The 19,927-nt window shown below is 49.6% G+C and carries 19 protein-coding genes; 2 read left to right on the top strand and 17 right to left on the bottom strand.

Annotated elements, in window-relative coordinates:
- Positions 1-224: 224 nt before the first annotated feature.
- The 3 genes from K9N57_07750 to K9N57_07760 all read right to left on the bottom strand — a co-directional run bounded on the left by K9N57_07750 (position 225) and on the right by K9N57_07760 (position 3,263).
- On the bottom strand, positions 225-407 hold the full coding sequence (locus K9N57_07750) for a PKD domain-containing protein (GenBank protein MCF7804067.1): 183 nt from the start codon (positions 405-407) through the stop codon (positions 225-227).
- Between the two features lie 9 nt (positions 408-416).
- A complete protein-coding gene (locus K9N57_07755) occupies positions 417-1,841 on the bottom strand; it encodes a DUF1593 domain-containing protein (GenBank protein MCF7804068.1) in 1,425 nt (474 codons plus the stop codon).
- A 147-nt stretch (positions 1,842-1,988) separates the two neighbouring features.
- Complete coding sequence (locus K9N57_07760; GenBank protein MCF7804069.1) at positions 1,989-3,263, bottom strand: radical SAM protein; 1,275 nt, start codon at positions 3,261-3,263, stop codon at positions 1,989-1,991.
- Positions 3,264-3,515: 252 nt separating this feature from the next.
- Here K9N57_07760 and K9N57_07765 point away from each other — a divergent pair, with 252 nt between their 5' ends.
- Both K9N57_07765 and K9N57_07770 read left to right on the top strand, forming a co-directional pair.
- On the top strand, positions 3,516-3,968 hold the full coding sequence (locus K9N57_07765; protein MCF7804070.1) for an Hsp20/alpha crystallin family protein: 453 nt from the start codon (positions 3,516-3,518) through the stop codon (positions 3,966-3,968).
- A 259-nt stretch (positions 3,969-4,227) separates the two neighbouring features.
- Positions 4,228-4,668, top strand: coding sequence for an Hsp20/alpha crystallin family protein (locus K9N57_07770; GenBank protein ID MCF7804071.1), 441 nt, complete (start codon positions 4,228-4,230; stop codon positions 4,666-4,668).
- Between the two features lie 64 nt (positions 4,669-4,732).
- Here the strand turns inward: K9N57_07770 and K9N57_07775 are convergent, their stop codons facing one another.
- From K9N57_07775 to dnaN, 14 genes are all read right to left on the bottom strand, one after another.
- The gene (locus tag K9N57_07775; protein ID MCF7804072.1) at positions 4,733-4,966 is read right to left on the bottom strand and encodes a cold shock domain-containing protein; all 234 of its coding nucleotides are present in this window, start codon (positions 4,964-4,966) and stop codon (positions 4,733-4,735) included.
- Positions 4,967-5,049: 83 nt separating this feature from the next.
- The gene (locus K9N57_07780) at positions 5,050-5,517 is read right to left on the bottom strand and encodes a peptidylprolyl isomerase (GenBank protein MCF7804073.1); all 468 of its coding nucleotides are present in this window, start codon (positions 5,515-5,517) and stop codon (positions 5,050-5,052) included.
- Between the two features lie 319 nt (positions 5,518-5,836).
- Entirely contained in the window at positions 5,837-6,523 is a 687-nt protein-coding gene (locus K9N57_07785; protein ID MCF7804074.1) for a hypothetical protein, read from the bottom strand.
- 84 nt (positions 6,524-6,607) lie between these two features.
- On the bottom strand, positions 6,608-7,039 hold the full coding sequence (locus tag K9N57_07790; protein ID MCF7804075.1) for a single-stranded DNA-binding protein: 432 nt from the start codon (positions 7,037-7,039) through the stop codon (positions 6,608-6,610).
- Positions 7,040-7,164: 125 nt separating this feature from the next.
- Positions 7,165-7,680 (bottom strand): hypothetical protein, encoded by a 516-nt coding sequence (locus tag K9N57_07795; GenBank protein ID MCF7804076.1) that lies wholly within the window; start codon positions 7,678-7,680, stop codon positions 7,165-7,167.
- A gap of 257 nt (positions 7,681-7,937) precedes the next feature.
- Complete coding sequence (locus K9N57_07800; GenBank protein MCF7804077.1) at positions 7,938-8,567, bottom strand: DivIVA domain-containing protein; 630 nt, start codon at positions 8,565-8,567, stop codon at positions 7,938-7,940.
- 13 nt (positions 8,568-8,580) lie between these two features.
- Entirely contained in the window at positions 8,581-8,898 is a 318-nt protein-coding gene (locus K9N57_07805; protein ID MCF7804078.1) for a YggT family protein, read from the bottom strand.
- A complete protein-coding gene (locus K9N57_07810) occupies positions 8,898-9,611 on the bottom strand; it encodes a YggS family pyridoxal phosphate-dependent enzyme (protein ID MCF7804079.1) in 714 nt (237 codons plus the stop codon). Before K9N57_07810 ends, K9N57_07805 begins: the two co-directional genes overlap by 1 nt.
- Positions 9,612-9,667: 56 nt before the next feature.
- Positions 9,668-12,262: a M6 family metalloprotease domain-containing protein gene (locus K9N57_07815; protein MCF7804080.1), complete on the bottom strand. Its 2,595-nt coding sequence runs from the start codon at positions 12,260-12,262 to the stop codon at positions 9,668-9,670.
- 189 nt (positions 12,263-12,451) lie between these two features.
- Positions 12,452-14,860 carry a DNA gyrase subunit A gene (gene gyrA, locus K9N57_07820; protein ID MCF7804081.1) on the bottom strand — a complete coding sequence of 803 codons (2,409 nt, stop codon included), beginning with the start codon at positions 14,858-14,860 and terminating at the stop codon, positions 12,452-12,454.
- A 94-nt stretch (positions 14,861-14,954) separates the two neighbouring features.
- Positions 14,955-16,880 (bottom strand): DNA topoisomerase (ATP-hydrolyzing) subunit B, encoded by a 1,926-nt coding sequence (gene gyrB, locus K9N57_07825; GenBank protein ID MCF7804082.1) that lies wholly within the window; start codon positions 16,878-16,880, stop codon positions 14,955-14,957.
- Between the two features lie 13 nt (positions 16,881-16,893).
- On the bottom strand, positions 16,894-17,178 hold the full coding sequence (locus K9N57_07830) for a DUF721 domain-containing protein (GenBank protein ID MCF7804083.1): 285 nt from the start codon (positions 17,176-17,178) through the stop codon (positions 16,894-16,896).
- On the bottom strand, positions 17,175-18,287 hold the full coding sequence (recF, locus tag K9N57_07835; GenBank protein ID MCF7804084.1) for a DNA replication and repair protein RecF: 1,113 nt from the start codon (positions 18,285-18,287) through the stop codon (positions 17,175-17,177). Before recF ends, K9N57_07830 begins: the two co-directional genes overlap by 4 nt.
- Positions 18,288-18,374: 87 nt before the next feature.
- Positions 18,375-19,493 carry a DNA polymerase III subunit beta gene (gene dnaN, locus K9N57_07840; GenBank protein MCF7804085.1) on the bottom strand — a complete coding sequence of 373 codons (1,119 nt, stop codon included), beginning with the start codon at positions 19,491-19,493 and terminating at the stop codon, positions 18,375-18,377.
- Positions 19,494-19,927: the final 434 nt, after the last annotated feature.

Below are 19,927 nucleotides of genomic sequence, written 5' to 3' on the forward strand. Positions count from 1 at the left end.
TACGAACATTCCATCCCAGGAAAATAATCAGTATTACAATTTTGCCAAAGTCTGTCACCGTGCCTGGTTTCATGGTTCCTTTCTTTTGCACTCTTTTTCATATGCATTGGATCATGGAGTTATTGTTACGATCACTCTTTTATACCAGGTGAGCGGAGGCTCTCCCTTATCGGTCACCTTTAAGATAAAATGAGCTGTGTGTTCTTGTTCGACCTCAGGGGCGTTTACCCATACGCCCCGGGATAGTGAAACCACCGGCAACTCAGATTATCGCCATCCGGATCGCTCGTGCCGCTCGCATCCAAATCAAACCCCTCGCCCGATTGTATGGTGATTGCTTCAGGGTGCCCCAAGGCAGGAACGGGCGGATGATTGGCTTCCTCATATGATTGCGTGCACCAGTCCAACCGGGGTTCTTATGATCCCGCAGTCACAACCACCCGTTGATACCGAGTGAGGGGCGGCGTCCCCTGATCCGTCACCTCACAGATTACATGGATGGTTTCGCCACCACCGGCATCGGCGGGCATTGTGAACAAAGCATCTTGCGTTTCGGCATCCTGAAGAGCGATAGCCCCGCCATAGGAGTCCGCCGCCTGATACTGCCACCAGCGGTAGTTTAGTTCATCCCCATCGGGATCCCGGGTGCCCCGGGCACTTAGTTGGACTGTTTCGCCGGGCTGAACGGTTAATTCCCAATTGTGAGCCAGTTCGACCGCTGGCGGATGATTCGCTTCTGCATACGACTGGACGCACCAGTCGGCCCGGACGGTAAAATCGTTCTGGATGGCATCAATCCAGCGCCACTGGGGTTTGAAATACTCGGTGAGTATTTCGCCGTTCGGAATTTCCTGCCGCAGGCGTACGCGGCCGTACGCCGTTTCCGTGTACCATCGTCCCTCGGGATACTCATATCCGACTTCCGGCACGGGATCGAGCCAGGTATTATCACGCACGCTCACAAAACGACCGCCCCAACCCCCCCAGCCGGGTGACTCTGCGCTACGCAATCCGGTCGGTATAACGTGCAGAAACGCAGGCGTGTCGCCCTCGGACCGGAACCGTCCATTATCATGCGCCTGGTACAAATTGAGCAGAGGGCCGTGATCCTGCAGCAGATGCTGGTTCATCCATTCTGCGGAATAATAGTGTTTCTTTTCCTCGGGTATCTCCCTCCGCTGATGGTCGTACGCCATGGCAAGGAACTGATCGGAGATGATCGTTGGAATATTGTGCTGCCCCCAATGGGGCCGGATATATGATTGATACGTCGAATCCTGCTCCCAGATGAAGTAAAACCGGATCTTGTTCGCCACCTCCTCCATTTTTTCCGGGTGCTCTTCCTCAATGGTCTTCAGCGCCCGCGCGATGGTGTTGGGTCCGCCCCAGGCTTGCAGCCACACCGGCCGGTCGTCCGACTCATCCAGGAGGACGTCCACAATCAGCCGGGAGCCCGGAGTCTTTTCATCCATGGCGCCTTCTGCCTTTACATTCCCGAGCTTGGTCACCGATTGTAGATACTCCGGCGTGGGATAGTCCGGGTCATGCTTGATCAGGTTGGGGTAGACGTCAGCGTATGCCTCCAGGTATGGTTGAACCCAGTCATCGCCGGCCCAATTATGACCGTGTGCGTGGTATTGGGAGCTCGAAGTGACAATACCCTCGACGTCCAAATCATTAGTATAGAGCAGAAATCGCACTATGGAACACTGATCGTCAATTTCGCCATCCGTGGTGGCAATCACCCTTGGGTTGTTGAGATCTGTGGTTGGAGTAGAGCATCCGGAAAAGAGGAGTGCCGAAAATACAATGAGTACCAGAGCAGCTATCAGGTGTTTCATTGAGTCGCCTCGCATTTGTTTGGTAAATCGAAGGATCCTCTTTGGGGCTGATTTCCGGAAATATTGATTCTAAATATAGCGCTTTTAATAACGCAATTCCTTAGCTCCGCCGGATTCCACTCGGAATGACGATTTCTAGGCACACGCTTAATATAAGAATTCACGAATATCGTACCTTGTGATCATCGGGCCGGTTTTGGGATCCCGATAGCGTAATCCTTCACGAATCTGCTGTTCCTGCGCACGTCGATCATGCCAGGACAATGCCTCAATACCCGCTTCTTTAGCAACATCCTGATACGACGTGTTATCCTGCGGGTAAAAATCGGAAAAGTAAATAAAATCATCGGCGTCCAGATTCATGCGGTTCACCGCATCTATGGTATGTTCAACATGGACCCGCTGATACTTCTTGCCACCGGCACCAATCAATATAATGACGCCGACATTCACTCCGCCGGCTTTGATGTTATTTACGGCGTCCACCATTTCACTTTTGCTACCGGGTTTTTGTAGAAACTGTAGCAGTGCTTCACTTCCGCTCTCCATCCCGATGTAGACCCGTTGGACTCCGTGGTCGGCCATCTCGCGGAACTGCGACGCTGATTTATATTCCCCGGTAAACAGGTCGATGAATGAGTAGATCCCGTCAAAGATGACTTCGCCGTTCCGCCGGCGCCGGGCGACTTCCCGTTTTCTCTCGTTATCGGCGATGATAGTATAATGTTCGTGTATCAATCGAAGGATCTTCAGCAACCGCTCCTGGGGCATGATAACCGCGTTGGCATCCGCCAGGAAAATGGATTGTCTGAGTCCGATACTCTCACCAAAGAAGTCATTCACCCCGTGAATATGTCCTTCAACCGCCTCCGGCGATTTGATTCGAAACGGACGATCCTGATAAAAATTACAAAAGGTGCACTTATTGTAGGAGCAGCCTTCCGTGATCTGCAGTACCAGGGAGTAATACTGATCCGGCGGCAAAATGGTAACCGGTTTGTATACTTTGTGGAATTGATCCGCATCCGCTTCCAGCGCCTCAAAGTCGTATGCCAGGCATCGGTTAAACCATTCCCAGGCGATATCTGTGCCTTCCGGCATCTCGATGTTATAACGTTCCGAATGTATTTTAATGTTGGTGAGCCGCCTTGTCATCCGTTGGAAAAAGTCTTTGCGTTCGTCATCGGAGAGTTTCCGGCGGCGCCGGCGCTGCCCTTCACTGGAATAATCGGTCCATTTCATGAGTACGCTGTTATCCAATCCGCGCTTATAATTGATGCCGTCCACGTAGGCGCCGATGAGGCGCCCCTTCCGGTCAAAGGAGTAACTGGTGATGATATCTATAGATACGGAAAAAGCGTACGGCTTCGCTTTAAAGAGTACGGCGCTCTTTTCTTCAATGGAATTCTTGGAGTCTGGCATAGTACGATAAATTAGGGGATGGAACGGAACTCTGCCAAGTTGAATCTCCAGTGTGTCAATTTGCGTTTAGTTCTGTCAATTTTTCCAATGGCGTGTTTCGGTTTGGCATCTGGAGTGGCCTCCTGACTGCCAAATTTTCCATTCAAATCGATTGGCATATCCCTTGTAACTATAATTAGTGAAAATGAAGAAAAAAGATTTCAAAACTCTGATAAAAACCAAATAAAGAATAACTAAAAGGAGGTATTCATTATGGCTCTTACACGATGGAACCCAACAAATGAACTGATGAGTGCATGGAATGATTTCGATCGGCTGTTCAATCGGCTGACGCGTAACGTGGACACGGAAGACACCGAAACCAGCGTTGGTAACTGGCGTCCCGCCGTTGACATTACGGAACGCGAAAAAGATTATGTGGTCACCGCTGAACTACCGGGAATTGATGAGGACGATATCAGTATCTCCATCAAGGATAACGTGCTGACGCTGAAGGGCGAAAAGAAGTTTGAGAAGGAAGACTCCGACGAAAACCGTCACTATCGTGAGCGGGTATACGGCTCCTTCCAGCGGATGATTCGCCTGGACAGTGACATTGACAGCGACAATGTGAAGGCTGACTACGAAAACGGTGTTCTCACCATCACGATGCCGAAGACGAAAGAAACCATGCACAAACAGATTCCGGTGAACTTTAAGAAATAACTGAGTTCACCAACTGATGATTCAAAAGCCCGGCAGTCGCCGGGCTTTTGTTTTTATACCCTGTTCTTATCTCTGCCAAAATGGTTTCCTTTATGACATTTGACGAAAAATTCTGCGTCACCGTGGCATCGGGATCATGCAATCCGACAGCTCCGTTTCACTAAATATGCCAAGTTGGCGAGTAATTCCCGCTGGCACGAGACTTGTTTTATATACAGCAACTATGAATGATAATACACCGACAACCAAGGAGGACAAAATGACACGCATAAGACTTGCCCCCGCTCGCCATCGCACACGCAATCACCGGAGGGGTTTTGACCAACTGTTTGACTCAATGCTTTCGGAACGGGAATCCGAATCTCCGGAATTTACGTCACACTGGCGACCAAACCTGGATGTTGTGGAAGATAAACAAGAATTTGTGCTCTCTGCCGAGCTTCCCGGAGTGGCACAGGACTCCATTAACATCTCATTTAAAGATAATGTGTTGGAACTTCGTGGTGAAAAACCGCTGAATGAAGAAAACACCCCGCATTACAACGAACGCCGTTTTGGGACATTTCATCGCGCTGTTCGGTTTGATGCCGACATTGCGCAGGATAAAATTCGGGCCGATTACAGCAATGGGGTTCTGACTGTTACCTTGCCAAAAACGAAAGATTCACGTCAACGAGAGATTGCAATCAACTTCAAGTGATGTTGCGAACCCACAACAGGTAAACTACGAGCCGGTCCGACGTGGCCGGCTTTTTTACTGCGGATTATTCTTCTTCCGTCTTCGCCTTATAGGAATAGTTAAAGGATCCGGGGCGTTTTTTCTTAACATTCGTCGCCTTTTTCCCCTTTTCCGTCTCCTCCACTTCAAAGGTCACCTCGTCCTCCTCCAGGAGGTCTTCTTCCGTTTCAGACCAATGGACAAACAGGTCTTCGCCCTTATAGACGATGAATCCGTAGCCCTTTTGCGCGTTAAACCATTTTACTTTTCCCTGTGCCATGATGTACTACCTTCTTTTGATTTGAACAGACTAACCGGATTAACTGATTCCGTCGAGTCTATTACACTGTTTTGTTTTGCGGATTACTGGTTCTCTTGTCCTGAACTGTAGTCGCCTTCTTCTGCTTCTCGTACTTCCTGAACGAATACATTGAACTTCAATTTTTTTCCGGCGAGCGGATGGTTGAAATCGATGGTAACCGCATCGCTGCTGACGTTTTTCACTTTCACAACCCGCTCTTCCTGATCCGGGACCTGGGCGACAAACTCCATCCCGGGTTTAATTTCCTCGTCTTCAGGAAACTTGTTTCTCGGGACTTCCGTCACCGCTTCATCATCGTATTCGCCGTAGGCATCCTCTGCCTTTAGCGTAACGGTTTTTTCCTCTCCGACTTCCATACCAATCAGTTCTTTTTCCAGTGCGGGTAGAATTTTTCCTTCACCGACAACAAACTCTAAGGGTCCGCGCTCATCAGATGAGTCGACCTGCTCCCCGTCTGCGGTCTGAACGTTATAATCCAAAGTAACAAAAGTATCATTTCCTATTTGCACGTGAGCCTCCGTGGGCTATTTTCACAATTTGCTATTATCTGACTTAATATAATTCTCTTAAAAAAGACCAATGAGACCGATCGTTCGGTACTATACCGAAATATCCCGGCCCATCAGATTTTTACAGGAATATAACTAGCTTATGTACAACCGTAATCGAATTTGTTTTCGTTCTATTTGAAAAACACGTCCCCTATGCCCGAAAAAAGTACCTATTTGACGAAATAGTGTCAAGATATTAAATGCGAACGTTCCATTATTTATTTCAATTTATCTGTACAGAGAAGAGAAGCACCCTCTTCCAAGAGGATCAACTTGATTACTCCGGCCGCTGACGAAACGACCGATCTACTCTGATCGGGAGCGGTGTAAATGGCACAGGCGGTAGCAGGTGAACCTGGAGTGAATCCTTAATTATCTGTTTTGCCCATTGATCCCGAACCTGCGGATGCCCCTGGATGGTAACATATACCGTAAAACGGTCTGAGAGGCTGTACCGGGCGACCATCTGTTTCATCCAATGATAATCTTTGCTGGTATCGAGCGTAAAGAGGATTTCTCCCTCTTCACTGAGATAATTCAGGTTGGGCCAGTAGTTGACATCCGGATCGCCCCGGCTTGGCATAATCGGCGTCAGAACGACATTTGTCCGGGGATCCACCAGGGAGATATCTGTGGCATTGTTGGTGTGCACAATCACCCGGTTATCAAAATCGCCAAGCAAATAGGTTATAAAGTGGTGAATGTGCGTCTGACTCAGGGGATCATCAACCGATACAATTTGTCCTTGTGCATCGAAGGACACAGCGTGTATCTGAACCGTATGTAATTGACGTAACGGGCGGGTCAGCAGATGAACCAATGCCTGAAATGATATGGACGTATAGGTCTCATCCTCTTCAGGGAAAACGCGTTCGCTGGCAAGCTGTATCTGTATTGACGGCCGCCCGGCCTGCGCACATCCCCACGCAAGACTCCGCCAGATTCCGGCAATTTTAAACTGCACTGTTCTGATTTCTCCCCTTTGAAAAATCGATATCTGTCAGAACAAGATTATTACTTTCCGCCAGAAGAAGCAAGGATCACTGCATTAGAACGGCAGATCATCCATTTCATCTTCTTCCGGTTCAGGCTGCGGCGCGCTGGATTCGCTGGACGTCTGGCTGCCAGTATCTCCTCCGCGTCCACCCAGCATGGTCAGCGTGTCCACCACAACTTCCGTTGTATACCGCTTTACGCCGTTTTTGTCTTCCCAGTCCCGGGTTTGTAGCCGGCCTTCAATATAGAGTAACGACCCCTTATCCACATACTGTTCGCACAACTCGGCCGTTTTCCGCCATGCCACGATTCGGTGCCATTCCGTGCGATCCTGGCGATTCCCGTTATTGTCGGTCCAGGTTTCGTTTGTCGCCATTGTGAAATTGGCGACAGCCGCCCCGGAATTTGTATACCGGACCTCCGGCTTTCCACCGACATTTCCGACTAAAATAACCCTGTTGGCACTACCACGTGCGTATGCCATTTTCTCCTCCTTTGCTCACTATTGAATATCAGTTAAACTCTGAACGACCTGGTGTCGACAAAAAAACGAACAAACTTCGTACAAATAAATTCTATCCAATTGCTTTATAATATGCAAGTGCTTTCCTAAAAAAATTTTCCTGCCCCCCGTACCAACAACTGATGGAGACACTCCGCATCATCTGACGAGATATCACGGTCCTTTTCGTCCGAAGAAACCAGAACAGCGCCAATTTCCATACCAGTGTGCTTTGCTCCGATTGATTCAGGTACTAATTCACTGGTCAGATAGCACTGCCCGACTTCCCCGATCGCCTGGCGTTCCGACGGCGACATATCGGCGATATCATCTACGGCGACCAATACCCCGTCGATTATTTCCTTCCCGGTGAGAAACCGTAATTCGTCTCGTATTTTTCCGGCGAAATCAGCCGGGTAGACATCCGTCATGTCCGGAAACCTGGTGCCAAACCTATCTGCATTGGGGCCAATCAGCGGATTATCTCCCAGCAAATTAATATGATCCCGGACGATCACAAACGCGCTTTCGCTCTCCCGGAAAGAAACGGCAGTCCCAATCATTAGTAACCGGTTAATTCCGCACAGCCGGGCTACGCGAACCGGAGTAATCCTATCCTGCAAAGAGTCTGTGTCAACCACCCCCGCAAACAAAATTTGTTTTGTGTTTGTCTCCGCGAAATAAAAGCCCCCACCCACCAAAAGCTCCATTCCAGGGATATCTGAATAGGAAATTTTCTTAATATCGTCGAATTTGCGTATAGCCGGGAGGACCCGAGGGGTGAGAAGAATTACAGTCGATACTGTGTTAACCGGAAGACCAGCTTCTTTCAGTATATCTGTGTTTGGAAGTGTATTGCTAAGAGTTGCCACCGGAGAAATTACGGTCTGCCTTCATCATCTATAGTGATATCGACTTCGTCGTCGTCCAAATCCTCAATATCTTCCTCATCAATATCCTTGTATAATTCTTCGTCCAGTTCGCGCATTTCCTTTTTCATATTCTCTGCGTCAAATTCCTCGTCGTCCTCAATCTCATCAAAGTCCATTTCGTCGATATCTTCCACCTCATCCATGGCTTCCAACAGTTCCAACTCGGAACGGAGCAGGTTTTTGATTTTTACAATAAACGTATCCCGCTGAATTTTCAACCGTGTGATTTCCTGCTGAATTTTACTGGCTTCCTTCCGGGCCTGCTCCACTATACGGTCCGCGCGGGCCTCAGCATCCGCGATAATCAGCTTGGACTCCTTCTTGGTATTGGCCAGTGATTTGTCGGACGTCTCCTTCGCAACGATGAGGGCATTCTGCATGGATTTTTCGATCTGGCGGTACTCATTCAGCTGTTCATCGTATTGCTGAACCTTTTGCTCCAGCGAGATCTTTTCCCGGTTCAGCGCCTCCATTTCATCCGCCATCATCTCCAAAAAGTATCGAACTTCATCCGGATCGTACCCGCGAAACGTCTTTTTAAATTCGTATTTCCGTATCTCTATCGGCGTAATTTTCACAGCAGCTTCCCCCTCAGGGCGTTAATGTTTGTCCTAAATCAAAAAGCGATTCAATTAAAAAGATGTCAATGAAGTAGAGCGCCAGAAAGGCAACAATGGGTGTAAAATCAAATCCCAGGGATTGGCTTTGTTGGCGGAGCTGCGGGATATATCGATGAAACAAGTTTAGTAGCGGATCGGTGACATTTTCCAACAGGATCACAAGTTGGTTGCTCCGGTTTACCGGCACCCAGGAAAGCACCACACGGATGATCAGAAGCCAATAATATACCGTCACTACAATCTGCAAAATTGTCGCCACCGCCGTCACCAAATTTCCGATTAGAAACATCAGCGACTTAACCTTTCTCCAAAGATAGCGCGCCCGATCCGCACGTGCGTCGCGCCCTCCTGGATAGCAATTTCGTAGTCGTTAGTCATGCCCATCGAGAGGGCTCCAAATTCAATAGATCCGTAATTCGTCGTATCGGTCTTCTCTGCAAGCTCCCGGAGCGCACTAAAGGATTTCCGAAGCCGGGATTCCTCCTCCGTGAGCGGCGCCATAGTCATGAGACCGTTCACCCGGAGTCGCGGACATTCCTCCTCAATTAAATCCATTAGCGGAGCCAGTCGATCCGGATCAATGCCGTATTTGCTCTCTTCGCCGGAGGTGTTCACCTGAATGAACGCTGTAAAATCGCTAATTTCCTCTTTGGCAAGTTGCTTTTGCAATCGCCGTGCGAGTCTCTTGCTGTCCAAGCTGTGCAGCTGCTGGAACATCCGGATCGCATTTTTGGCCTTATTCCGCTGTAAATGCCCGATCATATGCCACTTGATATCGTACTCTGATAGCTGCGGTTTTTTTTCTTCCGCCTCCTGTATCCGGCTCTCACCAAAATGCCGGATACCCGCCTCAATCACTGGAAAAAAATCTTCGGCCGGGTGTGTTTTCCCCACGGCAACCACAGTGATGTCATCTCTGGTGCGACCGGATTGACTGGCGGCCTGGTCTATCCGGTCAAAAACTTCTTTGATCCGATTTCCTGTAGCGGTTGTGTCATTCATGAGATGGCAAAATATCCGGTTCCGGTATTTGATGCAAGAGAAAAGCGGGCATCTGATTACCGTATCAGCGTCAATTTCCGGATTTGCGGCATTTCCCTTCCAACGGACAACCGCAGAAAATAGATCCCGGATCCGACCGGATGTCCATAGGCATCACGACCGTTCCACTGCACGGTGTAGCTGCCGGATTCCTCCCGGGAATTAACGAGTGTTCGGATTGTTCTCCCGCGAAGATCGTAGACGGCCAAGTGCACGGGTGCCGGATTACTTATCCGGTACGGAATCGTCGTCACTGGATTGAACGGATTGGGATAGTTCGGCAGTAGCTCGGTCGCCCCAGGTAAGGCATTCCGGTCGGAGCCCACGGCGAGAATCGTCTGGCTCTGCACCTTGACATCATCGACATACCAACCCTCTTTTGTAACATAGGCGTCTGAACCGAATCGGAACCGAATGATGATTTCTCCGAAATAATCATCGAGCGGAACCCGAACCTGTTCCCAACCGGTAAATCCGGAAAAGACCGGCGTTTCGGCGTCAAACGGCGAGTCGGGATTATCGATAATTTGATACGGATATCCTCCTATCGGGGTTACGGCTTCCCAGGTACGCCCACTGTCCGCGGTTATTTCCACCCGGCCGCCGTCCCAGGCATACCCGGGAGCCGAAGAATCGTCTTCGGCATCCAGATATTGCTTAAATACCAACTCGTAATCGATGGAATCCTCTAAATACAAGACAGGCGTTTGTAACGCGGCATCGGAATTATCGCTGTAGAGATTCCGGGCGGGATCACCCACTTTCCAGCTGTATTTTCCGCTGGTCGTAGCATTTCGAACAGAACTGAGATGCCACTCGTCATTAAATTCTTTTGTTACGGGAAAATGAGACCAGATAAGGTGTCCGGTCTCCATGTCGGCATCAAAGCCGTATCCCTGATCTATAATAAAATCCATGGAATCGGAAAAGGTAAAACTATTCCGGCCAGTCGCGTGGAAATACACTCTGGAAATACCCCATTCGGCGGCATCCGGATTGACCTGCACAATGAAACTCGTATCATCCCGGACCTCGGTATCTGCTTGCAGCGTGCCAACATTAATGGAATCTCTGAGGATTGTCAGATCCGGGTGGTTACTTGAAATGAAGATTGACGCATTTTCTAGCTTCGTCCCTTCATTTTTTATCGCCACGCCGATGGTATCGATCTCTCCGCTATTCAGTGCGCCGTTTCCGTTTGAGCCCCTGTCGTAAATTCGGAAACCCTCAAAGGTAAGCAGCGGCCGCGATATGGTCACTTCTGCGTCGAACGTAATATCTGAATTTATCTCTGCGATATTCGCGACCCGAACGAAGGTATCCTCTCCGGAATAACTCTTACTGTTGGGTATCGTGTTATAACTAAATTCCATATTGGAGGATGTACCGGGATATGGATCTCCGGCATCGGAGGCGTTATTATTTTCCAGATCATACTGTCCGTCAGCCTGCTCCAGCGCCACTTTTTTATGCCAGGCGTACCCGTTGTTTGAGATAGATTCATCAATGTGCCAGATTAGAAGTCCTTCTTCGGGTAGTGATTCATCAAACCCCCTCTGCTGCCGGTTTTCGAGCAAGAAATATTCGTTTTCCATCTTGCCTTCCGTCCAGAGTCTGTACGCTTTCGGCGTTGATTCGGCCGGCGGCAGCTCTAACCCGTTTGAATCTGCCGATAACACCGTTGGCGTTATCCAGCCCAACTCTTTTTTACACCAAGCGTCGAAATGGACCGGCCGCTTACCCCCACCACCCCACGATCCGCCAGCCATCATGGACCAAAAGCCAATACCGGCTGAATTCCCGTCCGAATCATCAGTATCATACAGATCGGGCAAGCCGAGAATGTGACCGAATTCGTGTCCGAAGACACCCATTCGGACGAGACTGGTATCATGGAGTTCCGGCTCCATGGAATAATCTCGGATTTCAACCTCATCATAGGTGACCGGTTCAATTGACCATTTATGCGAATGAATATCTTGATCGCTGCCGCTGGTTTCCCGGCCGTCACCGGCATGGACGATAAACAAAGCGTCTACGATTCCATCCCTGTTGTTATCGTACTGGGTAAAATCTACAAGGGAATCCGCCGCCGCGATGGCGTCCTCTGTTAACTTCTGAGCGTTGTTGGGATATGAGCCAAAACCGTATTGGTCATCCACATAATAAGAGTAGTTCTCCGGCATTCGCAGCCAGGGTGTTATCGTTCCGGTAATCCCGATTTCTCCGTAAGAATTCTCCAAATACCAGTCGTTCATACTCCCCGTGGAATACTCGTTTTCGGAAAATAGCAAGGTGTCAAATTCAGCAGGCGTGCTGGCTGAATCAGCCTGATGATCAGCGAAATCCACGAGAATTACTAGTGCGTTTAAATAATCGGCCTGTGCCGCTTTACCAAACCCCGACTTTCGCAAATTACTCAGATCCGGAGCATACTTTGACGGTGTATCAATCCCGCGATTATAGTGTGCGTTTCTCTGATTTTGATACTGCTTTAACAACCCCTGTTTCCGCCATTGTTCCTTCACTTCGGGAGTCGGTTCTATGCCGATGAGCTGACCCGTGGTCAGGAGACAGGCAATTAGAACCGTAAACATATATTTTTTTCGCATTACTTTCTCCTTAAAAGGACTATCAATTTGGAAAGATACTACTTCGGGCTGGAAGTACCATGAAATAGGTCACACCAATAATTGGGAAATACGGATATAGGTCAGTACAACCAAACACTCAATAGTAAATCTAATCCGGGCACAGAGATCAACGTATCTCTGAGAGACCGTCACCGCCGGTTTCGTCTTTTATTCCTCATCGTCATTCTCCTCCCCGTTCTCATTTTCAACGACCCGGGTGACGGCGGCAATTCTGTCGCCTTCGTCCAGTCGGATGAGTTTTACACCCTGGGTATTTCGTCCAATGGTCGCGATGGTCTCCACAGGTTGACGAATCAAAACGCCTTTCTGGGTGATTATCATCAGATCATCGTTGTCCACGACCTCCTTCAATGCCACCATCCGGCCGACCTTTTTCGTGGTCTTGATGGTAATTACGCCCTGGCCGCCACGTTTTTGAACGTTGTAATTCAGTACTTCCGTTCGCTTGCCAAATCCGCTCTCAGAAACCGCGAGGACCGTGCCCTCACGCTTCACCGGCACCATACCAACCACTTCATCGTCGTTATCTTTAAGGGTGACGCCTTTTACACCCTGCGTGCGGCGCCCGGTGGGACGGACATCGCTTTCGTGGAAGCGAATAGCTTTCCCGTTTGCGGTTCCCAAAATGATATCCTGATCGCCGTCGGTTAAGCTAACTTCAATCAAGCGATCTCCTTCGCGAATATCTATTGCGTATATCCCGCCCTTTTGCGGATTGGAGTATGCCGCCAGCTCGGTCTTCTTTACCTGGCCGTTTTTGGTGGCCATGGTGACGTAATGATCCTCGGTGAACTCCTTCACGTTCAGGAATGCGGTCACCGTATCGCCCTCGTTCAGATTGAGGATATTGACAATTGCCCGGCCCCTGGAGGCTCGTCCGGCCTGTGGGATTTCGTGCACCTTGAGCCAGTGGACCATACCGAGCTCCGTAAAGAACAGCATGTAGTCGTGGGTCGACGCTATAAACAGGTGCTCGATGAAATCATCGTCCTTGGTGCCTGCGCCCTGCAGTCCACGACCGCCCCGCCGCTGCCGGCGAAACGTGCTCACCGGCGTCCGCTTGATATAGCCGGTATGCGTGATAGTAACCACCATTTCTTCATCGGCGATCATATCTTCGATGGAAAATTCCTTGGCATCACGGATAATTTCCGTCCGCCGCTCATCGCCAAACCGTTCCCGCAGCTCGGTCAACTCTTTTTTGATGATGCTCATCCGCTGGGGCCGGCTTTCCAGGATATTTTCCAGACGGGAAATGGTCTTCAGAATTTCCTTGTATTCTTCCACCACCTTTTTGATTTCCATGCTGGTGAGTCGCTGGAGCCGCATATCCAGAATTGCCTGCGCTTGTGCCTCGGAAAACTCAAACCGATCCATCAGCGCTTCCCTGGCATCCGTCGGGTTATCCGATCCCCGGATGATCTTGATGACTTCATCCAGGTTATCCAGGGCAATTTTATAGCCTTCCAGGATGTGCGCACGTTCCTGGGCTTTGTTCAGTTCATACTCGGTTCTGCGTACCACAACCTCGTGCCGGAAATCGATGAAGTGCTGGAGCATCTCTTTCAGCGTCAGGACTTTCGGTATGCCACCCACCAGCGCGATGCTAATAACACCAAACGTTTCCTGCATCTGCGTATGCTTGAACAGCTGGTTCAGCACGACCTGCGCTATCTCATCTCGTTTGAGCTCAATGACAATCCGAACACCCTCTTTATCCGACTCATCCCGGATATCCGAAATGCCAGTAATTTTTTCGTTCCGGACGTGTTGGGCAATTTTTTCAATCAGTTTGGCTTTGTTCACCTGGTACGGCAGTTCGGTGACAATAATATTTTCCCGGTTCCCCTTGACCTGCTCTGTCCGTGCGCGGGCTCGCATAGTAATTTTTCCGCGACCGGTTTCGTACGCCTCCTTGATGCCGTCCGCTCCATAAATAATCGCGCCGGTGGGAAAATCCGGCCCTTTGATGTGTTCCATCAATGCATCAACTTCGAGATCAGGATTATCGATTAGCGCTTCGATGCCATCGACCACTTCGTCCAGATTATGGGGTGGAATGTTCGTGGACATTCCGACGGCAATACCGCTGGAACCGTTGACTAACAGATTCGGCAAGACGGTCGGCAGTACGTCCGGCTCTTCCAGCGTACCATCGAAGTTGTCGACAAAGTCAACAGTCTCTTTCTCCAGATCCCGCAGCATTTCGCCGGCGATCCGGGACATCCGCGCTTCCGTATAACGCATAGCTGCCGCACTGTCGCCGTCCACCGATCCGAAGTTGCCCTGACCGTCCACTAGCGGATACCGGAGTGAAAACTCCTGTGCCATCCGGACCACGGTATCGTACACCGCCGAATCGCCGTGCGGATGGTATTTCCCCATCACTTCTCCGACGATTCGGGCGCTTTTCTTGTATGCCTTGTTATAAGTGAGTCCAAGATCCTGCATTCCGTACAACACCCGGCGATGCACCGGCTTCATTCCGTCGCGCACATCGGGCAGTGCCCGGGAGACGATCACGGACATGGAGTAATCGAGATACGAATCCCGCATCTCGTCGTTGATACTAACCGGAGTTACTCGTTCGCGTTGAAGATCCAACTTCCGTTCCCTTCTATGCTAAAATTGTTTTTTTATCCAAAGATGTCTAGACGTCCAGGTTCCGCACGTAGCGGGCGTTTTTCTGGATGAAATCCCGGCGCGGTTCCACTTTCGGCCCCATCAGGGTAGAGAATGTCCGATCCGCAGCGGCGGCATCTTCCAGCGTCACCCGGAGGATGGTTCGCTTCTCCGGATCCATGGTGGTTTCCCACAGCTGATCCGGATTCATCTCACCCAGACCTTTGTAGCGCTGTTGATCCACCTTGGACGACCGCCCGTTTTTCCGGAGCCGCTTGGTGATAATCTGCCGTTCTTCGTCATCGAACGCATACATCTCCTGCTTGCCGGATTTCAGTTTGTAGAGCGGAGGCTGAGCAATGTAAATATGCCCGCCATCCACCAACGGACGCATATAGCGGTAGAAAAATGTTAGCAGCAGCGTCCGGATGTGAGCGCCATCCACGTCAGCATCGGTCATAATGATAATCTTGCCGTACCGGAGTTTCTCGATATCGAATTCGTCGTCACCGATACTCGTCCCCAGCGCTGTAATAATTGTCCGGATTTCATTGTTATTCAGAATCTTATCCAGCCGCGCCTTTTCCACGTTCAGAATTTTACCCCGCAGCGGGAGAATCGCCTGAAACCGGCGATCCCGGCCCTGTTTGGCGCTGCCGCCGGCTGAGTCTCCCTCCACCAGGTAAATTTCGCAGTGCTCCGGATCCTTGATGGAGCAATCGGCGAGTTTTCCCGGCAGGGCGCTGTTATCCAGAATACCCTTCCGCCGGGTGAGTTCCCGGGCCTTCCGCGCCGCCGCTCTGGATCGAGCTGCCTGCTCCGCCTTGTTAATAATGTTTTTGGCCACCCGCGGGTTCTGCTCCAAAAATTCGCTCAACCCGGTGGTCGAGACAGAGAGAACTATCCCCTTGACTTCGGAATTGCCGAGCTTGGTCTTGGTCTGCCCCTCGAACTGCGGCTCCGGCACTTTAATAGAAATAACGCAAGTCAGTCCCTCAAGAGTATCTTCACCGTTGAGCGTGAAATCGCCCTTGAAGAGGTTGTTGTTCTGCCCATAGGTGTTCAGGGTCCGGGTGAGGGCCGTTTTAAAACCGCTGAGGTGGGTTCCCCCTTCAACGGTATTGATGTTGTTCACAAAGGTAAAAATATTGTCGGTGTAGCCGTCGTTATACTGCATAGCTACATCGACTTCCACCTCTTCCTTTTTATCACTGAAGCTGATCACCTTGTCGATGATGGGATCCCGGCTTTCGTCCAGATACTGGACAAATTCCACCAGGCCGCCTTCGCTCTGGAAAACCTCTTCCGTACCGTCCCGGTGATCTTTCATCACGATCTTCAGCCCGGGATTCAGGAAGGCCAACTCCTTCATCCGGTTGGCGATGGTGTTATAGTCAATACTGATCTTTTTGAATATTTTACTATCCGCCTTATAGGTGGTAATCGTCCCGGTTTCGTCTGTGGTTCCGATCTGCTCCAATTCACTGGTAATCTTCCCATAGGCGTATTTCTGTTCCCAGATTTCACCGTCCCGGTGAACTTCTACCCGGCACCATTCCGATAGACCGTTGACTACTGAGACTCCGACGCCGTGGAGTCCCCCGGAGACCTGGTAGGTTCCTTTTTCGAACTTCCCGCCAGCGTGTAGTGTGGTCATCACCACTTCCACCGCAGGGCGCTTCTGGGTGGGATGTTCGTCCACGGGAATACCGCGCCCGTTATCCCGGACGGTCACGCTATTATCCTCATTCAACTCGACGATGATCTCGTCACAATAGCCAGCAAAGGCTTCATCGATGCTGTTATCAACAACCTCGTACACCAGATGATGCAAACCGTGCTTGCCGGTATCGCCGATATACATCGCCGGCCGTTTTCGTACCGCCTCCAGCCCTTTCAGAACCTGGATCTTGTCGGCACGATAATCATTAGGCAATTTCTGTTCTTTAGCCATGCAAACCCCTTATCTATACGAATACAATCTGTTTAACAATTTTTTTCCCAATCCGGGTGTTAAGATCCTTCTTAATCTGCTCCTTGTGAAACTGCAACTCGTTCCGCCAGGTGGGTGAGTCCACCTTCACAATCAATTTGCCGTGTTCTATTTTTTCCGGATGTGTTTTGGATGCCAGTTTTTCGCCAACCACCTCATCCCAGAGTTCCAGCGTTTTACTCTGATCCAGCGGCCCCTTCAGGTCATACTGGTCTATCATCTTTTCGAGGCTCTCCGCCAGTTTACTCATCCCTTTCATGCCGCGGCTCCCTGGCTTTTGAACTCTTCCATATCAAAAACTTTAATACCTTCTCCAGAGATGTCGATTCCGTGCTGCCGGACATCACTCAGGTCCGTCGAGGTGATGAGCATCTGTCCCCGATCGTCCAGCGCACTCAGGATTCGCTGACTCCGCTGAATATCCAGTTCTGCGAACAGATCGTCGAACAGATAAATCGGTGACTGGTTCTTGGCGTTAGCGATGTAGCGACCCTCCGCCAGTTTCAGTCCGATCAGGATAATTTTGTGCTCACCCTGGGACCCGTACTCTCTCAAACTATTCCCATCCATATAGAGATCGATCACGTCACTCTGGGGGCCGACCATGGTTCGACGAAAGGCTAACTCCTGATTTCTCCGCCGATCCAGTGCCTCCCGGAACTCGGAGTCGAACTGGTCATCATTTTCATATGCCACCGATGGGGAAAAGCGAATCTGAACCGACCGTTCCAGACCGTTTAATGATTCATACACCGTCTGGAAAAGCGCCCGGAAATTTTCGAAGAATTCCTGCCGAGCTTTTTCGATTTTTGCGGCCTCTGTGATGAGTTGATCATCATAGACGGAGATAAGCGTTTCATCCACTTTGCCCGCATTGGAATCAGCCGCATCCTGCAGAATCGCATTCCGCTGATCCAGCACCTTGCCGAGTTGAATAAGATTTTCCATATGATCCGATGACGCCTGGGACATCATTTTGTTGATATATTTCCGTCGCACGGCCGGTGGACCGGTTGTAATTTCTCCATCTTCCGGGGTCAACGTCACTACGGGATAGCGCCCAACCACTATGGAGAGCTTATCCTGCTCTGCCTTATTGATGAACAGTTTTTTCCCTTTGTTTGGCATATAATTCAACTGGATCAAATCTGTTTTGTTATCATTGGAAAATTCGCCTTCCAGCTGGTAAAAATCCGTATTGTGCTGCACCAGATGCCGGTCGTAATGCGTTTTAAAACTTTTTGCCACGGCCAGACAATGAATCGCCTCCAGCACGGTAGTTTTACCGCTCCCATTCGGCCCATAGAGAATATTCATCGCCGGGCTGAATTCAGCGGTCTGCCTATCATAGTTCCGGAATTGCGTCATAGTTATCCGCCGCACTGGCATCTGAGTGCCTGATTCACTTCCGCCTGTTTCGAAATGTCACGTCTGTTCGATAATCGATCAGAATAATTACTCGTTCAACCGTATCGGCATGAGCAACATGGTGATGTCCTCATCCTGCTCCTGTTCCGACGGATAAATCAGACCGGCACTAATAGGGGACTTCAGTTTGATGATGGCTTCCTTGGTATCGAGATGACGGAGAATATCCATCACGTAATTCGCATTGAAACCCAGGGTGAGCGCTTCACTGGTATATTGCACGTTTAACTCTTCCTGAGCCGATGCGTTATTTTCCGGGTTATCCGTGGCAACAGTCAGTTTATTATTATCAAAATTCAATGTCACCTGATGTGTCGACTTATTTGCGAAGATATTCACTCGCTTCAGCGTCGACAACATCTCGTCGATATCCGCCAGCACTTCCTTGTCATTATCAGACGGAATGACACTGTCGTAATCCGGGAAGCGCTCATCGATAATCCGTGTATACACAACGGAGTCGTCAAATTCTACCTTCACATGATTTTCGCCGACCTGTAATCTGGTTTGTCCCTCGGAGGATTTAATATTACTGCTGACAATATTCAGAAATTTTGTGGGAATAATTACGTCGCCCTGGAAGTTCTGTGATCCGGCATCCTGGCGAATGCAACGGACTAGCCGGTGCCCGTCCGTGGCAACGGCTCTTGTATCAGACGGCCGAAACTGAAAGAGAACCCCCGTCAGTGCCGGCTTTAATTCATCTTTGGAAACAGCAAAAGCTGATTTGTCTATTAGCCGGTTCAGGATGTCGTTTTCCATCTCCACGGTCTGCTCTTCGTCCATTGAGGGCAGCGCCGGAAATTCTTCCGGATCCTTCCCGGCAATATTGTAATCGCCGAATTCCGTATCCAGTTCAACCTGTAACCCCTCATCCATGGAGAAGTGTAATTCGGTCTCAGGCAGCTCGCCTGTAATATCACCAATAAATCGCGCTGGAATTGCGACCTGACCTTCTTCCTCTACCATCACAGGAATAATTGTCTGCATGGTGATTTCAAGATCGGTCGTCCGCAGGATCAGTTTATTCTCTTCCGCCGTAAAAAGGATGCAATTCAGGATAGGAAGCGTAGACCTGGCCGGTGCGACTTTCGCGACCTGCTGGATGGCGCTGTGCAAAACTGCTTTTTCAACTGAGAAACGCATAAGTTGTCTCCTGTGGAATTCGGCTAACCCACTGATTTTTCTATGTCTTATTCAATTTTAATAGATTTATAAAATCTACTTAAAATCCACTGTTTCAACAAGGATTTTTTAGGGTTCTTCAGACTTATCTTTGCTATACAAAATAGGCTGAGGGGGTGGTTATCCACCGTAGAACTATAATTAATAATTGGGTATAATACTTTAATTATAATAATAAGCACTGTGGATTTGTGGATAACTTTTTTCGGCCTACCCTTGAGCGTATTTTCCATAGGGATTAGAGCAAAATCCCGAGCCAGCTTTTTCTGTGAATTCATGTGCATAACTCGACTGATTTCGTTCGTAACTGTGTATAACTCCCGATGAATTCTCCCAGGGGAACTTATCCACAAAAGTTGTCCACAAAATGTGGATAGATTAACGGCGGTATTAAA

The sequence above is a fragment of the Candidatus Neomarinimicrobiota bacterium genome (genome assembly GCA_021734025.1).
Lineage (GTDB): Bacteria > Fidelibacterota > JAANXI01 > JAANXI01 > JAANXI01 > JAANXI01.

Coding starts and splice junctions, on each gene's coding strand:
- K9N57_07830 (MCF7804083.1), bottom strand. CDS start 17,178: ATGAAAGGGATGAGTAAACTGGCGGAGAGCCTCGAAAAGATGATAGAC.
- K9N57_07810 (MCF7804079.1), bottom strand. CDS start 9,611: ATGAATGACACAACCGCTACAGGAAATCGGATCAAAGAAGTTTTTGAC.
- K9N57_07765 (MCF7804070.1), top strand. CDS start 3,516: ATGGCTCTTACACGATGGAACCCAACAAATGAACTGATGAGTGCATGG.
- K9N57_07775 (MCF7804072.1), bottom strand. CDS start 4,966: ATGGCACAGGGAAAAGTAAAATGGTTTAACGCGCAAAAGGGCTACGGA.
- recF (MCF7804084.1), bottom strand. CDS start 18,287: ATGACGCAATTCCGGAACTATGATAGGCAGACCGCTGAATTCAGCCCG.
- K9N57_07760 (MCF7804069.1), bottom strand. CDS start 3,263: ATGCCAGACTCCAAGAATTCCATTGAAGAAAAGAGCGCCGTACTCTTT.
- K9N57_07805 (MCF7804078.1), bottom strand. CDS start 8,898: ATGTTTCTAATCGGAAATTTGGTGACGGCGGTGGCGACAATTTTGCAG.
- K9N57_07790 (MCF7804075.1), bottom strand. CDS start 7,039: ATGGCATACGCACGTGGTAGTGCCAACAGGGTTATTTTAGTCGGAAAT.
- gyrB (MCF7804082.1), bottom strand. CDS start 16,880: ATGGCTAAAGAACAGAAATTGCCTAATGATTATCGTGCCGACAAGATC.
- K9N57_07815 (MCF7804080.1), bottom strand. CDS start 12,262: ATGCGAAAAAAATATATGTTTACGGTTCTAATTGCCTGTCTCCTGACC.
- K9N57_07755 (MCF7804068.1), bottom strand. CDS start 1,841: ATGAAACACCTGATAGCTGCTCTGGTACTCATTGTATTTTCGGCACTC.
- dnaN (MCF7804085.1), bottom strand. CDS start 19,493: ATGCGTTTCTCAGTTGAAAAAGCAGTTTTGCACAGCGCCATCCAGCAG.
- gyrA (MCF7804081.1), bottom strand. CDS start 14,860: ATGCGGGATTCGTATCTCGATTACTCCATGTCCGTGATCGTCTCCCGG.
- K9N57_07770 (MCF7804071.1), top strand. CDS start 4,228: ATGACACGCATAAGACTTGCCCCCGCTCGCCATCGCACACGCAATCAC.